Consider the following 14,975-nt stretch of genomic DNA (forward strand, 5'->3'; position numbering starts at 1 on the left):
TCATCACCAATACAGCTCTCTCACTATAGCAGGCTGCTTCAATACCTTTGGCTGCTGCATATCCTTCTTTTGCAGGACTTATTATACACTTTTACTAACCTAAATTTTTATCTATGAAGAACAACTTAATACCTAAAACAAGTATGTTTCGCACTGCTTCACTTCTAAAGCGGTCGGCCAGAGGTGCCAGGCTTTTTGCCACGCTTCTTTTTATGTCCGCTTTCCTGCTCAGTTGCGATCAGATACCAGGTTTAAGTGATGTGATACCGGGCACTGGCAAGGATACCGCATCCGAAGCTGACAAGATTAAGCCTGATGGCCCGAATCCGGAATGGGGACCCGATATTGACCCGCAGATGCTGGCCGTGATCGAGCAGTTCCAGAGCTACCATGTGACACCGTACAATGAGCTAACAGCGGATCAAGCGCGAGAAGAGCCGAACTTCCACACCGCGCTGGTAGACCTGCTAAACAAAAACAACATCAGCCCTGAACCAGCCAATGTGACAATCAAAAACATGACCATACCAAACGGTACAGATCAGGGCTTGCTGGTGCGCACCTATACTCCTAAAAGTGGCACAGGCCCTTTTCCGGTGATAGTGTATTACCACGGCGGCGGCTGGGTTATTGCTAACCTGAATACGTATGCGCCATCGGCTAGTGCTTTGGCAGAGAAAACAGGTGCTATCGTTGTGTCAGTGGCTTATCGCCAGGCGCCGGAGCACAAGTTCCCTACGGCCCACGAGGATGCTTTTGCGGCCTATAAATGGATACTAGAGCATGCCGCCGAAATAAACGGTAACCCGGCTAAAGTAGCAACGGCAGGCGAGAGTGCCGGTGGCAACCTGTCTGTTGCTGTGGCATTGATGGCGAAGGAGCGTGGCGTAGCACTACCGGTGCACGTGCTATCAGTATATCCTATTGCGGATGGAGATATTGAGTCGCCGACATATGAGCAGTATAAGAAGGCCTTGTTCCTAAACAAGCCGCTGATGAAGTGGTTCCTGGACCTGTATGTACCTAACTGGCAAACAGAAACCAACCCGCTCATATCGCTTATTCATGCGGACCTGAGCGGCTTGCCTGAAACCACGATCATTAACGCTGAATTAGACCCGCTCCGTTACGAAGGTGGTCAGTTGGCCGAGCAATTGCAGGCGGCAGGCGTACCTGTACAGCGGAAAGTATACAATGGCGTAACGCACGAGTTCTTCGGAATGAATGCTTTGCTGAACCAGGCAGTAGATGCACAAAACTTTGCTGCCCAGCGCCTGAAAGCCGCTTTCAGAAAGTAAACGGCTGATTAGCATAAAAAGCAAAAGCTGCTTTATCGCTAGCGATAAAGCAGCTTTTGCTTTTTATGCACCTGGTAACAGAAGCCTGGCCTGGCAACTATACTTTTAGCTAAGTAGCAACTGTTCGTTTAAACGGATCATCACTGCTTCTTATGCAGCTATGTTACCGAGGCAGGTCACATTTGAAATAGTCCTCGTCGTAGCCGGGTGCCGATAGATCTCCTATGCGCACCAGCCGGTCCAGCCGGATGGCTTCGCCGGTAGCAAGTATAAGGTATGCTGCTTCATCTTGTGTACGCAGCTCTCTTAAAATGGCGCGGGTAGTGAAAAACTCGTGTATATCGCTGAAATACTGAATATGCTCGTAAGCCTGCGCCGCCACCAGGGCTTCTATCGCCTGCTGGAAATCAGCATCAATTGCTTTGTAAGTATCGTCTGCCATCCGCTTTGGTATAAATGATTTAAGTCTTTCGGATTTCCGCCAGAATTTTAGCATTTGTCCCTAGCTATACTTGCGCTTATACTTTAAACAGCCATTTCCTCATAATCGAGGCTTTTAGGCATGTTGGTAAATGCTTCCGCGAGTTTGGCAGGTAAAGGAGCCAGTTTGCGCTTTTTTGTATCCAGCCAGGCGCCATCCACATTAATGATCGCTGCTTTTACACCGTCGTTTCTGAAAACGAGGTGCCGGATAGACCATCTTGATCCGTCAGGGCGGCTTTTGATCAACTCCGAGGTTATTTTAAGGGTATCGTTAATGCCTACCTCCCGCAAGTATAACGTCTCTTCTCTAAACAATATAGGTCCGATATGTTCCTCCTGAAAGGCATTAAAGTCCAGCCCCAGTTCGTCCAGCGCGGCAATGCGGGCCTGGGCGGCAAAATCGGCATAGGCAGAATGGCGCATGTGCATGTTTGCGTCCAGGTGCGCCCACATCACCTTTGCCTCATAAGTATAGTTCATAAAATCTAATATGGCTGAAACAAGAACAGCAGGTACTAAGCTTGCTGTCAGCCCCAAAGATACGGTATACAAGTATAAGGCAGAAAAAAATTATTAATACCTACATGCAAAAGGTATGATAACAGACAGATACCAGGAAATGGAGCCACAGAAGTATTCTGCTAAACGTGGCAACCTGCAAAAATTAACCAATAAATTTGGTTCATAAATTTTTGAACTAACAGAACTAACTTCTACCTTTGCCTTGTTCTCTCTATGTATGAGTACCGAAACAAAGAAAATGAAACTAACAGAAAAGCAGAAGGCACTGGTTGAGAAGATCGGCATTTTTCACGAGAGCGTAGGCATGCAACCTGCCGCCGCGCGTGTAATGGGCCTTTTTTTCGTGTCTGATAAATCGGAGATCGCTTTCGACGAGGTGACCGAAACGCTAGGCATCAGCAAAAGCGCCACCAGCAACGCTATTAACCTGCTGCTGCAGACCGGACAGATCGACTATACCACCTTTTCCGGCGACCGCAAGCGCTATTTCCGGCTAAAAGCAAAGAACTGGCGTGAAGGCTTCTCCAAGCACATCGATAAAATGACGGGCTTTAACGTGTTGCTCCGCGAGGTGCTGGAAGTAAAACGCAGCGAAAACATTACCTGCGATTGCGACGACCTGGAGGAACTGGTAAATTTCTTAGATTACCTGCACCAGCAGTTACCACTGTTGCTAGCTAAGTGGGAACAAAGCCGCAAATAATTTTTAACTAGTTAGTTCTTTTAATCCTGAACTAACTACCAAAACAAGAACTTATCAATAACAAAGTTTAAGAATAGAAAAGATAGCTTAGCTATGTCACAACAAAACAAATCTACCTTGTTCGCCTGCCTGCGCGGTCTGGTTTTGCCAGCCCTGCTCTCGGTGGCAGCTGTAGCGCCGGCTCTGGCGCAGGAGCAGCAAGAGGCACCGGTGGCACTCTCTATCCGGGAGGCACTCAATTATGCCGGCCAGCACAGCAACAATGTAAAGGTCGCCCGTTACGACGAGGAGATCGCGCAGCAACAAATAAATGAGATTAAGGGCACCGGGTTGCCACAGGCCAACATCACGGGCAACTTTTCTGATAATCTCAAGCTGCCCCAGCTGGTTTTAGCCGGCAACTTTCCGGGTACCGGCCAAGCAGGGGAAGGCGCAGAAGCCACCAAGATTACCCTGGGCCAGAAGTATAACTCCACGCTTACAGGCGAGGTAACACAAATGGTGTTTAACCCCTCGTTCTGGGTAGGACTAAAAGCGGCCAAGGAGTCTGTGCAGCTCTACCAGCAACAAACCCAGCAGGTATCAGAGGCAACCGCTTACAATGTAGCCAACGCCTATAACCAAGTAATTGTGCTGGACAAGCAATTGGCTTTACTACGCAGCAATCTCGAAAACACCAATAAGATATTGCAGACCACTAAGCTGCAGTTCGAGAATGGTGTCGCCAAAAAAGTGGACGTGAACCGGCTGCTTGTTAACGCCAGCAACCTGGCGTCGCAACTGCACCAGGCGGAGCTAAACCGCCAGCAGGCGCTCAACAGCCTGAAGTACCAGATGGGCATGCCGTTAAATGAGCCGATCGTGTTGAGTGATACAACCCTGGACTACTCCGCTGACCTGGCTGCCGTTGCGTTGGCCAACGTGGAGGAGGACATGTTTAAAAACAGGTTGGAGTACAAGATCCTGAAGACAAACCTGGCGCTGCAGGAACTGGATCGGAAAAACAAGGCCGCAGGTTATCTGCCTTCGCTCTCGGCTTTTGCCAACTACGGCTATTCAGCACAGGGAGCAGAGCTGGGCTTATTCAAAACACCGAACAATAACTGGATAGACTATACCACGTCTTCGGTGGGCTTGCGCCTGAACATACCGGTATTTGATGGCTTACAGCGCAACGCCCGCATCCAGCAGTCTAAGTTAAAGGCAAAACAGCTGGAGGAGCAAATCAACCTGACCAAACAAGGCATCAACCTGGAAATATCAAATGCCTTGACGCAATACCGCAACACGCTACAACGCATCGAGGCCGAGCAGCAGAACGTGGACTTGGCCCAGCAGGTGTATGAGGTAACCCAGTTAGAGTTCCGGGAAGGTGTGGGCTCTTCTACCGATGTGGTGGAAGCTGAAACGTCGCTGCGGACGGCGCAGAACACCTACATTACCACCTTGCTGAACCTGTATACTGCGCGCCTCGACCTGGAGAAGGCCAAAGGCAACTTGATCACCTACCTCAACTCAAAATAACACACGACAGAAATTACCTTAAGAATGAAAAAGATACTCACCATTGTAGCAATCATGGTCATCGTCGGTTTAGTGGCGTTCCGGTTGGTTAACAACAAAAAAGAGATCGATGCCAAGAACCAGGTCGTAGATAACTCCAATACCACCATCGCCGTGAATGTGGCGCCGGTAGTGAGCCGCATCAGCGAGCAGAACCTGAGCATGGTCGGCACGGTGATCCCCGACAAGGAGATCGAAGTGAAGCCGGAAGTGCAGGGCCAGATCACCAGCCTGAATGTGGACCTGGGCGACTATGTAAAAAAAGGCACCGTGATTGCCCGCATCGACAACCAGGTACGGGCGCTGCAGGTAGCCAATGCCGAGCAGGCGCTGGCCGACGCGCGCCAGAACTATGAGCGCTACACCAACCTCTTTAACGGCGGAGCAGCTACCAAAGCACAGTTGGACCAGTATACTCTGGCTTACGAAAATGCCCAGAACCAGCTGAAGCAGGCCCGCAAAGAGCTTTCCAACACAGTAGTGCAGGCGCCCATCAGCGGCTATGTTACCCAAAAACCTGTAGAAAGGGGCGCTTTCATCAACATCGGCACTCCCATCGCTACGCTGGTAGATGTGTCGCAGCTGAAAGTGCAGCTGAGTGTGCCGGAGCGGGATGTGTACGCCCTGCACGTTGGCGATCCAGTTAGCATCACCACCTCGGTTTACCCCGGTGTGACCTTTGACGGCAAGCTAACCTTTGTGAGCCCAAGAGGAGACGAAGCACACAATTACCCTATCGAAGTAGCCATTGACAACCAGGAGAAGAACCCGCTCAAAGCCGGTACTTACGTGGATGTGACTTTCAACAAAAAGAACGAAACCCCTAGCCTGCAGATCCCGCGCGAAGCGCTGGTAGGAAGTATAAAAGATGCCCGCGTGTACGTGGTGAACAGCAACAACCTGGCTGTGCTTAAAAACATCACCATCGGTGCTGACAACGGCCAATACCTGGAGGTGCTCAAAGGGCTGGATGCAGGAGATAAAGTGGTGACCACCGGCCAGATCAACCTGACCGACAGCACTAAAGTGACGGTAGTAGCAGCCGGCAAGTAAGAACAGGCGCAGGCACTTACTGCCTGCCCAGCTATAAAACCTAGAAAAGAACGAAATGTCAATAACCGAATTATCCATTAAACGCCCGGCACTCATCATCGTGATCTTTACGGTGTTGGGCATTTTGGGACTCATCAGTTATAGCCAGCTGAGCTATAACCTGCTTCCCAAGTTCGATGCGCCTGTAATGACGATCGCCACTATTTACCCCGGTGCCGCCGCCGGCGAGGTAGAAACGTCTGTGACTAAAAAGGTAGAAGACGCCCTCTCCTCGCTCGAGAACCTTGACAAGATCCAGTCATCCTCGCAGGAGGGTGTTTCGATCGTGATTGTTAAGATGCAGCAGGATGCCGACATCAACCAGTCGGTGCAGGATGCGCAGCGAAAGATAAACTCCATCATGGCTACCCTGCCTGAGGATGTAGAATCGCCGACTATCAGCAAGTTCTCTACCGATGATTTGCCGATTTTGCGCCTGGGCATTACCTCAGACATGAAACCGACCGAGTTCTACAAGCTCGTGGAAGACCGCATCCAGCCTGCCCTGGCCAAAGCCGAGGGGGTGGGCCAGATCCAGATCATTGGCGGCGACCGCCGCGAGATCCAGGTAAACGTAGATCCGGAGAAACTGCGCGCTTACAACCTGTCGGTAAATCAGGTATTGCAAACCGTGATTAGTGCCAACCAGGACTTCCCGACAGGTAAAGTAGAAAGCACCAACCAGCAGTATAGTCTGCGCGTGGCTGCCAAATTTACCTCGCTGGAGCAGATCCGCAATCTGGTGATCTCGAACCAGCCAAATGGCAGCCGTATTACGGTGGGTGATGTGGCCGAAGTGGTGGATGGCGTTGCCGAGCGCAGCACCCTGAATCGCATCAACGGCCGCTCTTCTATTGGTCTGAGTATCCAGAAGCAAAGCGATGCTAATGCTGTGGAGGTAAGCCGCCTGGTAAAAGAGGAAATAGCCGACATCGAAAAAACGTATGCAGACCAGAATCTGAAGTTCAGCATCGCCAGCGATAGCTCAGTGTACACTTTAGCCTCTGCCGATGCTGTGATGCACGACCTGATGCTGGCCGTGGTGATCGTGGCCATCGTGATGCTGATCTTTTTGCACAGCATGCGCAGCTCCCTGATCGTAATGGTGGCCCTGCCAACGTCCATGATCTCTACCTTTATTTTGATGTATGTGGCGGGCTTCTCGTTGAACCTGATGACACTGATGGCACTCTCACTGGTGGTGGGTATCCTGGTCGATGACTCGATTGTGGTGCTGGAAAACATTTACCGCCACATGGAGATGGGCAAAGACAAGCGCACTGCCGCCCTGGAAGGACGTAACGAGATAGGCTTTACCGCCATGGCGATTACGCTGGTGGACGTGGTGGTATTCCTACCCATGTCGCTGGTGCAAGGCCTGATCGGTAACATTGTGCGCGAGTTCTCGCTGGTGATCGTGTTCTCCACGCTCATGAGCTTGTTCGTATCCTTCACCATCACGCCTATGCTGGCTTCCCGCTTCGGCAAGCTCGACCACTTTACCCGCGATACCCTGTGGGGCCGTATCTCGCTGGGTTTTGAAGACTGGTTTACCGGTTTGCAGAACAGCTATGCCAACATCCTGAAGTGGGCTCTGAGTCACCGCTGGACCGTTTACCTGGCTACTTTCCTGCTGTTCATCGGTTCTGTCGCGCTTGTTCCGGCCGGTTTTATCGGTAGCGAGTTTGCTGCACAAAGCGACCAGGGTGAGTTGGTGGTACAGCTGGAGATGGAACCCCAAACCACACTTTACCAGAACAACCAGACGACAGCAAAGGTCGAAAAGATGATCCTGGCGCACCCGGAGGTGAAGAAAGTGTTCAGCAACGTAGGCTTTGGCAGTGCGCAGACGTTTGGTACCTCTACCAATTACCTTTCTGAAATAACGGTAGTGCTGGTAGATAAAACAGAAAGATCAATTGGGGTGAGTGAGTTTGGCGATCAGCTGAAAAAAGAGATCCAAAAACTGCCCGGCGTAAAAGCCAAGGCAGCCCCGACCGGTATTACCGGTAATGCCAACAACGCACCAGTGCAGATTATCTTAAAAGGCGCTGAGTTGGACAAAGTACAGCAGGCAGCCAACACCGTGCTGGGCGTAACTAAGGGTGTGGCCGGTACCACTGACGTGGAGTTTTCCATCGAGGACCCGCGCCCGGAACTGCAGGTGCACATCGACCGCGACCGCATGGCGGCCTTAGGCCTAAACGTGGCGGAAGTTGGCAGCTCCCTGCGCACCGCTTTTAGCGGCAGCGACGACTCCAAATACCGCGAAGGTGGCTACGAATATGACATCAAGGTGTCGCTGGACCGCTTTAACCGCAACAGCCTGGACGATGTGAGCAATCTAACCTTTATAAATAACCAGGGCAAGCTGGTGACGCTGAACCAGTTTGCCACCGTAACCCAGGAACTGGGTGCCAGCAAGTTGGAGCGTAACGACCGCATGAACTCCATCTCAGTGAATGCGCAGGTGGTGGGACGCCCAGTAGGTACCGTGGGTGCCGAGATTCAGCAAGCAATGGCTAGCAAAGAGCTGCCAAATGGCGTGACCATTGAATATGGCGGCCAGTTGGAGCAGCAAGGCGATGCCTTCGGCAGCCTGGGCCTGGCCATGGTGGTAGCGATCTTGTTTGTATACCTGATCATGGTGGCCCTGTATGATTCGTTTATCTATCCGTTCATCGTGTTGTTCTCGCTTCCGGTGGCGCTGATTGGTGCCCTGCTGGCCCTGGCGCTTGCATCCGAAAACCTGAGCATCTTCTCGATGATCGGTATGATCATGCTGATGGGTCTGGTGGCTAAGAACGCCATTCTGCTCGTGGACTTTACCAACAACCTGAAGGCTCAGGGCGTGGCAGTGCGTGATGCCCTGATCGAAGCTGGCCGTGAGCGTTTGCGCCCGATCCTGATGACGACGCTAGCCATGGTACTGGGCATGTTGCCGATCGCATTGGCTTCCGGCGCCGGTGCCGAAACCAAGAACGGCCTGGCTTGGGTAATTATCGGTGGCCTGAGCAGTTCACTGCTGCTCACGCTGGTGCTGGTGCCGTCGGTATATCTGACAGTGGAGAACGCGCTGGGCAAGATCAGAGCCCGCTTCGGCAAAAAGGATTCGGACCTCTCTCCTACCCTAAACAAGCCGGCGCATGTGCTGGTAGAAACTGAGGAGTAAACAACTCCCATCGTTTAGAATATATAAACGTGTGCGGGCTGCCAATTAGCGGTTGCCGCACACGTTTTTTATTGCCTTGCCAGAACCTGCCGGGTAACGCCAGCCGCAGGTTTTGCCGTATACATTAGAAACAAGTATAAAGCTATGAAACAAGACACGAAGAAATACTTTCTGAAGACGCTGGGTATGGGTGCCGTGGCGGGTTTCCGATCCATGTCGGCCCCAGCCCAGCTCAGTAAACAGCTGCACAACATGCCATCCGAGGCGCTGAAAGATAGCCCTCTACGCTACCTGCAGCACGGCCCTGTAGCCATCGGACTGAACCTGATGTCAGCCTCTGAAATGATGGCAGACAAGCTTCCCGGCATCCCTGACCGGATTTCGCCGCCGGTGCTGCTGGCGCGGGTAGGCTCCGGCGCGTTGGTGGGTGCCACCATTTTTACAGCCAACCGCGATAAGTGGCTGAAGGGAGCCGCTCTTGGCGCGACGGCAGCAGTGGCCGCCACCTACGGCAGCTATTACCTGCGGATGTTCATGAACAAGTATGCGCCCAACGCCGTGAGCGGTGCCCTGGAAGACGCCCTCACCCTTGCCAGCGGTATAGCCATCTCCAAAGTGTAAGCATAAATTGCATCACAGCACAAAGGCTCCTGCAACAGTTGTTGCAGGAGCCTTTGCTTTTTAAGCCGATCGGGCACGTGGGTATACTTGCATGTTTTGATCAGAATATTTTGTAAGTTTAACTGTAAATTTAACCTACGGATGAAAAACAAAGCTTTTTTGAAACGGCTGCTGGTCGTTTCGCCCTTGCTGGCGTTGGGCCTGGTCGGCTGCCACAAGTATGATAAAACTGCGGAAGCTAATAAGCCTGATCTAATCAGTAGCAACCGCGACACCACCGTGGCTCCTGGCGATGACTTCTTTGCCTATGCCAACGGCACCTGGATCAAAAATCACCCGATTCCGGCGTCGGAGAGCAGTTGGAGCATTGGCAAGGAGGTGCAGGAAGAAATGTACGGCCGCCTGCGGGACATCAGCGAAAAGGCCGCTCAGTCTAATGCCGCGCAGGGCACCAACGAGCAGAAGATTGGTGACTTTTACCACACCGGCATGGATACTGTGGCTATTGAGCAGCAGGGGCTGCAGCCACTGAAACCAGAGCTGGACAAGATTGAAGCAATCAAAACACCTGCCGATGTACAGGCGATGATGGCGCAGCTGAAACCCTACGGGGTAACTTCTCCGGCGGGCGTATTTGTGGAGCAGGATGCCAAAAATAGTGATAAGATGGCGCTCTATCTGTGGCAGTCTGGCCTGGGTCTACCCAACCGCGACTACTATTTTAACACTGATACACGCACAGCTAACATCCGTGAGGCTTATGTAAAGCATGTGGCCAACATGTTTGAGCTGATAGGACAGGATGCACAAACTGCGCAGCAGAATGCCGACAAGGTGATGAAGCTGGAGACCGCTATGGCAAAATCTTCGCGCAAGTTAGCTGACCTCCGCGATCCCTACGCCAACTATAACAAGATGTCGGTGGAGCAGCTCAACAAACTTACGCCGAACATCGATTGGAATAACTGGCTGGCCCAGATGAACGTGAAGCAGGTAGACAGCGTGATTGTAGGGCAGCCGGAATTTTACAAAGCAACCGCTAAGCTGCTAAACTCCGTTTCTATCGACGACTGGAAAGCTTACCTGAAGTGGCACCTGGTGCATGCCTACGCCGACAACCTGAGTAAGAAATTCGATGACGAGAATTTCCATTTCTATGGCACCGTAATGCAGGGCCGCACCGAGCAGCGCCCCCGCTGGAAGCGCGTGCTGGATTCGGAGGAAGATGCAATGGGCGAAATGCTGGGCCAGCTGTTCGTAAAAGATTACTTCTCCCCCGAAACCAAACAGCGCTATGAAATCCTGGTCGATAATGTGGTAGACTCCTTCCGCGAGCATATCAAAAATCTGGATTGGATGAGCGATTCAACCAAGCAGAAAGCGCTGGTTAAGCTCAACAAGATCAATAAAAAAGTGGGCTACCCGGACCAGTGGAAAGATTTCTCAAGCCTGAAGGTAGACCGCAGTTCTTACGCCCGCAATGTGATGCGCGCCAACGAGTGGTGGTATAACTATAACTTCAACAAGCTGGGCAAACCCGTAGATCGTGCCGAGTGGAATATGACGCCGCAGACCTACAATGCTTATTATAACCCGAGCAACAACGAAATTGTGTTGCCTGCCGCCATCTTCGCGGTGCCCGGCCTGAAAGACAACGAAGCTGATGATGCCATCATTTATGGCTATGTGGGGGCTTCTACCATCGGCCACGAGCTTACACATGGCTTTGATGACCAGGGCAGCCAGTATGATGCCGAAGGCAACCTGCGCAACTGGTGGACCGCTGAAGACAAGGAACAGTTTAAGAAAAAGGTGAACCAGATTGTGCAGCAGTTCGATAACTATACGGTGCTGGACAGTATGCACGTAAACGGACGCGCCACCGCCGGGGAGAATATTGCTGACCTGGGCGGCATCGTGATCGGCCTGGATGCTTTCAAGAAAACGGAGCAGTATAAAAAAGGAGAGAAGATCGGCGGCCTGACACCTACACAGCGCTACTTCCTGGGCTATGCCCTGGGCTGGCAGGACCACCAGCGCGATGAGAAACTCGCCCAACAGATCCTGACGGACGTACACTCGCCTGCCAATCTGCGCGTAAACGGTCCTTTTTCGGATGTGCCGGCTTTTTACAAAGCGTTTAACGTGCAGCCGGGCCAGCAAATGTACCTGCCGGATAGCGCCCGCGTAAAGATTTGGTAAGTATAAATTGTAAAAAGTTTAAAGGGCTGAAGTTTATACTTCAGCCCTTTTATTTTGGTGATCTTTTAGTATGACTAAGGATTAATGGATTTGCAGGATTGTTCTGCTTAAAAACAGATCATTAAGGTGCTAACAACACTTATTCTTTAAACATCTTTCTATCCTGGAAATTCTTATTCGGCCAATTTGAATATTTGCTCATCAAAAACCCGGCACTTTGCTGAGAATACCTTTAGCTTTGTAACCAAACCGTCTGCCAAACACCACCTGCATTTCGGTATAGTAGCTGCGCTGGCGGTTGCTGCTCTCCAGGCTGCTGGAAGAAACGAGCATGCTGGCCGTAATGCCGCCATAGTATTTGTCACTGTTGAAGCCGAGTGTACCCCGGCCATCCCCCTGCAGGCCCAGCTTCAGTGGAATTACGGTAGCAGTCTCATCTGGCGTGGTGCCTGTCTGGTGCCGGAGCCCAAGCCCCGGGCGGAAAGAAGCGGAGACAAAGAAGTATTTCTTAAACACATACGTATAAGCATAGCCCACATTCACACTGTAATTAATAGTCCGGTAGCGCAGCAGGTTTGATTCTTTTGGGAAGTAAGACTGCACTTTTACCGGCACAAGCGATGAATCGCCCTGCACCTGCGAAAAGACAAGCGTGCCCCCCAGCAATAAGGAGCCGGCACTCTTCATCTGCCGCTCCCGCTTAAACATAGTGGCCGGATGTGAAAACCGCTCATTGTTAAAGGTATAGTATACCCGCGCATAAAATGTTCGGGAGTCAATATCAGGCCGCAGCGGGTAGGTGTCGCTTTGCTGAAACCAGTTGGCATCCAGCACATCGGTGTTGTACAGGTATAGCCCTTTGTACTGCTGGTAATTAGCATTAAACTGCACTTTCCGGCCGTTAAAGCTAAGGCCTAGACGCACCTGGTCCGTTTTGCCGCGCATAGCCTGCGCACTGCGGGCTTTGGTACGCAGGGTCGCGTCAAAGCTCAGCCAACTGTAGCTCACACCAATACCGGCCGATGAAGAAATGTTGGGTTTATAGATCAGGCGCTTTTCATTATTGATAAAGCGTAGCGCATAGTCGGTATCCTCCAGCAGCAGGTGCACATGCAGCATTTGGTTATAGTTCGTAATATAGGTAGTATCTATGCGCGGAGGTTTCGGTGTAAGCAGGGTATCCAGGTTGATGCCCAGTATGTTAAGGCCATTATCCTGTTGAGTAGTATCCTGCTGCGCCAAAGCACAGGGCCCCGCCAGAAGCAAGGCCGCCAGGCACAGTAGCATGAAGTGAAATCGCATAGGCAAACAATAAGTATAAAATTGCTGGTTTTACCCAGCTCAACGCTCTACATGTACTATTTTGGGCCCGTATGGTTATATCCTGTAGCCAGTACAACCTGTAGCGTATGCCGTAACAAGTCTTCATTGCCCAGCTCCGCTCTTACTGCTTTACCCGCACAGAGCCCGCACATGCATCGCCTTCTGCTGCACCTGTTAACCATTTCTGAAGGGTATAAATTCTTTCTTGGGTGAGTTGCGCTAAGTAGCTGGCGCGGCAAACCGGGTGCAAAGAACCATAAAACCCCGGCTCCCGGTCCGGGTACAGTGTTTTCAGTTCTGCATCCCTGAACCTAATCCAGAGCTGTTGGGAAGCTTTCAGGTTATGGATGAAGGTTGTATCAGCGGCATAGGCTTTCAAAATTTTCCCGTATACCTGGTTCAGCTCTTTGTCTGTTTTCTGGTAAGTGGCATATGCTTCCCGGTTCATTTCTGCCTGCGTCTGCCCGAATACATAGGTCATGCAAAAGGTAAAAACGAGGGTGATCAGTACTTTCTTCATTCGGTTGGCAGTTATAAAAGGGTGAGCACTTTTTCGGGTGGCCTGCCAATAACGGCTTTCTCGCCATTCACCACAATCGGTCGTTCGATCAGGATCGGGTTCTCGGACATGATTTGCACCCACTCTTCGGCAGTATGCACCTGGTTTGCAAATTTTTCTTTAAAAAGCGGTTCACCCTTGCGCAACAACTGCTCCGGTTCTATACCCAGTTTCTGTATAACCAAGCGTAGTTCCTCCGCAGTCGGGGTTGTTTTGAGGTATTCGATTACCTGCACCTCCTGCCCTTGCTCCTGCAACAGTTGCAGTGCCTGGCGGCTCTTTCCGCAGCGGTTATTATGATACATCTGTAGCATGGTCGTGTATGATTTGGGTGATGCGATTGCCATGCAGTTCGCCTCAACTTCAGAACTCCTGATTAAAAGTAACCCGGCAGAAGTATGATTTGTTTGAATCTTCGCCAGCAAGGTATAGGGGAACAACTCAGCCAGACACCCCTTTTGCTCCGCTGGATTGGAGTACCTGTTTCGCTACGCAAAAGTAAAATAATACTGGTTTCGTAACGCCTGCCCTGCCGATTGCCTGTACGTTAAAGTGAAAGGCCGAAGTAAGAGGCGGAACAAGTATAAGTACCCAGCATTTACGCAGCACAGCCTTGCGGCAGCTCCTGTAAAGCTATCGCAGGGCTGTGCTGCTTTCATATTCGTATAACGGCTATACTTCGAGCAGGAAAACGGCCGGCTGAAAACCTTCTTTTACAAGTATAGGCAGCGACACGTTGTATACTTTCACCCCTTTCGAGGTTTCGCCTTCGAGCCTGCCAATATGAGCATGGCCATGAAACGCCGCTACTACCTGCCGCCGGTTGATCGGTTCAGCCAGGCGGGAGGAGCCCAGGAACGGAAATATCTGCTCCGGCTCCCCTTCTACCGTAGCCCGGATAGGCGCATAGTGCAGCACAGCAATCTTTTTGAGGTCTACATGTTCACTGTCGAGGCGGGAGAGTGCTCCGTCTAGCTTCAGGGCTTCATCTACGGCTTCCTGCACAAAATCTTTGATCATCTGCTCGCCAAACATGCCCAGCATGCCTTTGTCAAAGCCGCCGCCAAAGCCTTTCACACCTGCAAATCCCACATTGCCGATCACCACACAATCGCCGTCAAGCAGGTGCACGTTCTCGTTGATCATCAGCTTCCGGATTGCCTTGCCGTTGTCGCGCTCAAAATCGTGGTTGCCGAGCACCGCGACTACCGGTATAGTGCATGCTTTCAGCTCATGGGCGAGCACTTCTGCTTCTGCTATTCTGCCCGTATCGGTTAAGTCGCCACACAACAGCAGCACATCGGCTTTCTCCGATACCTGCCTGAAATATTCTTCCCACTTGCCCTGGTCGGTTTCCCGCACGTGGATATCGCCAACAGCGGCAATTCTGGTTTTAGAGGTGTTATTTTCCGGTATGTTACTTTCTGGTTGCATCAT

The 14,975-nt window shown here is 51.4% G+C and carries 13 protein-coding genes; 7 read left to right on the forward strand and 6 right to left on the reverse strand.

The annotated features are described in order from the left end of the window. The first annotated feature begins 113 nt into the window (after positions 1-113). Entirely contained in the window at positions 114-1,298 is a 1,185-nt protein-coding gene (locus tag ABDW72_RS12225; protein ID WP_347158851.1) for an alpha/beta hydrolase, read from the forward strand. 163 nt (positions 1,299-1,461) lie between these two features. Here ABDW72_RS12225 and ABDW72_RS12230 read toward each other — a convergent pair whose 3' ends face one another. Together ABDW72_RS12230 and ABDW72_RS12235 are read right to left on the reverse strand one after the other, a co-directional pair. Next, positions 1,462-1,740 carry a hypothetical protein gene (locus ABDW72_RS12230; protein ID WP_347158852.1) on the reverse strand — a complete coding sequence of 93 codons (279 nt, stop codon included), beginning with the start codon at positions 1,738-1,740 and terminating at the stop codon, positions 1,462-1,464. 83 nt (positions 1,741-1,823) lie between these two features. Further along, complete coding sequence (locus ABDW72_RS12235; RefSeq protein WP_347158853.1) at positions 1,824-2,261, reverse strand: acyl-CoA thioesterase; 438 nt, start codon at positions 2,259-2,261, stop codon at positions 1,824-1,826. Between the two features lie 280 nt (positions 2,262-2,541). On the opposite strand from ABDW72_RS12235, the gene ABDW72_RS12240 reads away from it, so the two are divergent. The 6 genes from ABDW72_RS12240 (at position 2,542) to ABDW72_RS12265 (ending at position 11,656) form a co-directional block, all read left to right on the forward strand. Next, positions 2,542-3,006 carry a GbsR/MarR family transcriptional regulator gene (locus ABDW72_RS12240; protein WP_347158854.1) on the forward strand — a complete coding sequence of 155 codons (465 nt, stop codon included), beginning with the start codon at positions 2,542-2,544 and terminating at the stop codon, positions 3,004-3,006. Between the two features lie 93 nt (positions 3,007-3,099). Further along, positions 3,100-4,530, forward strand: coding sequence for a TolC family protein (locus tag ABDW72_RS12245; RefSeq protein ID WP_347158855.1), 1,431 nt, complete (start codon positions 3,100-3,102; stop codon positions 4,528-4,530). A 24-nt stretch (positions 4,531-4,554) separates the two neighbouring features. Continuing rightward, positions 4,555-5,622: an efflux RND transporter periplasmic adaptor subunit gene (locus tag ABDW72_RS12250; RefSeq protein ID WP_347158856.1), complete on the forward strand. Its 1,068-nt coding sequence runs from the start codon at positions 4,555-4,557 to the stop codon at positions 5,620-5,622. A 55-nt stretch (positions 5,623-5,677) separates the two neighbouring features. Next, positions 5,678-8,833 (forward strand): efflux RND transporter permease subunit, encoded by a 3,156-nt coding sequence (locus ABDW72_RS12255; RefSeq protein WP_347158857.1) that lies wholly within the window; start codon positions 5,678-5,680, stop codon positions 8,831-8,833. 144 nt (positions 8,834-8,977) lie between these two features. Beyond that, a complete protein-coding gene (locus tag ABDW72_RS12260) occupies positions 8,978-9,454 on the forward strand; it encodes a DUF4126 family protein (protein WP_347158858.1) in 477 nt (158 codons plus the stop codon). Between the two features lie 141 nt (positions 9,455-9,595). Then, entirely contained in the window at positions 9,596-11,656 is a 2,061-nt protein-coding gene (locus tag ABDW72_RS12265) for a M13 family metallopeptidase (protein ID WP_347158859.1), read from the forward strand. 201 nt (positions 11,657-11,857) lie between these two features. Here ABDW72_RS12265 and ABDW72_RS12270 read toward each other — a convergent pair whose 3' ends face one another. The 4 genes from ABDW72_RS12270 to ABDW72_RS12285 form a co-directional block, all read right to left on the reverse strand. Continuing rightward, positions 11,858-12,958, reverse strand: coding sequence for a DUF4421 family protein (locus ABDW72_RS12270; protein WP_347158860.1), 1,101 nt, complete (start codon positions 12,956-12,958; stop codon positions 11,858-11,860). Positions 12,959-13,100: 142 nt separating this feature from the next. Next, positions 13,101-13,499: a lysozyme inhibitor LprI family protein gene (locus tag ABDW72_RS12275; RefSeq protein WP_347158861.1), complete on the reverse strand. Its 399-nt coding sequence runs from the start codon at positions 13,497-13,499 to the stop codon at positions 13,101-13,103. 11 nt (positions 13,500-13,510) lie between these two features. Then, a complete protein-coding gene (gene arsC, locus ABDW72_RS12280) occupies positions 13,511-13,885 on the reverse strand; it encodes an arsenate reductase (glutaredoxin) (protein WP_347158862.1) in 375 nt (124 codons plus the stop codon). Between the two features lie 325 nt (positions 13,886-14,210). Next, complete coding sequence (locus tag ABDW72_RS12285; RefSeq protein WP_347158863.1) at positions 14,211-14,975, reverse strand: metallophosphoesterase family protein; 765 nt, start codon at positions 14,973-14,975, stop codon at positions 14,211-14,213.

The organism is Pontibacter chitinilyticus (assembly GCF_039748935.1).
In the GTDB taxonomy this organism is placed as follows: domain Bacteria; phylum Bacteroidota; class Bacteroidia; order Cytophagales; family Hymenobacteraceae; genus Pontibacter; species Pontibacter chitinilyticus.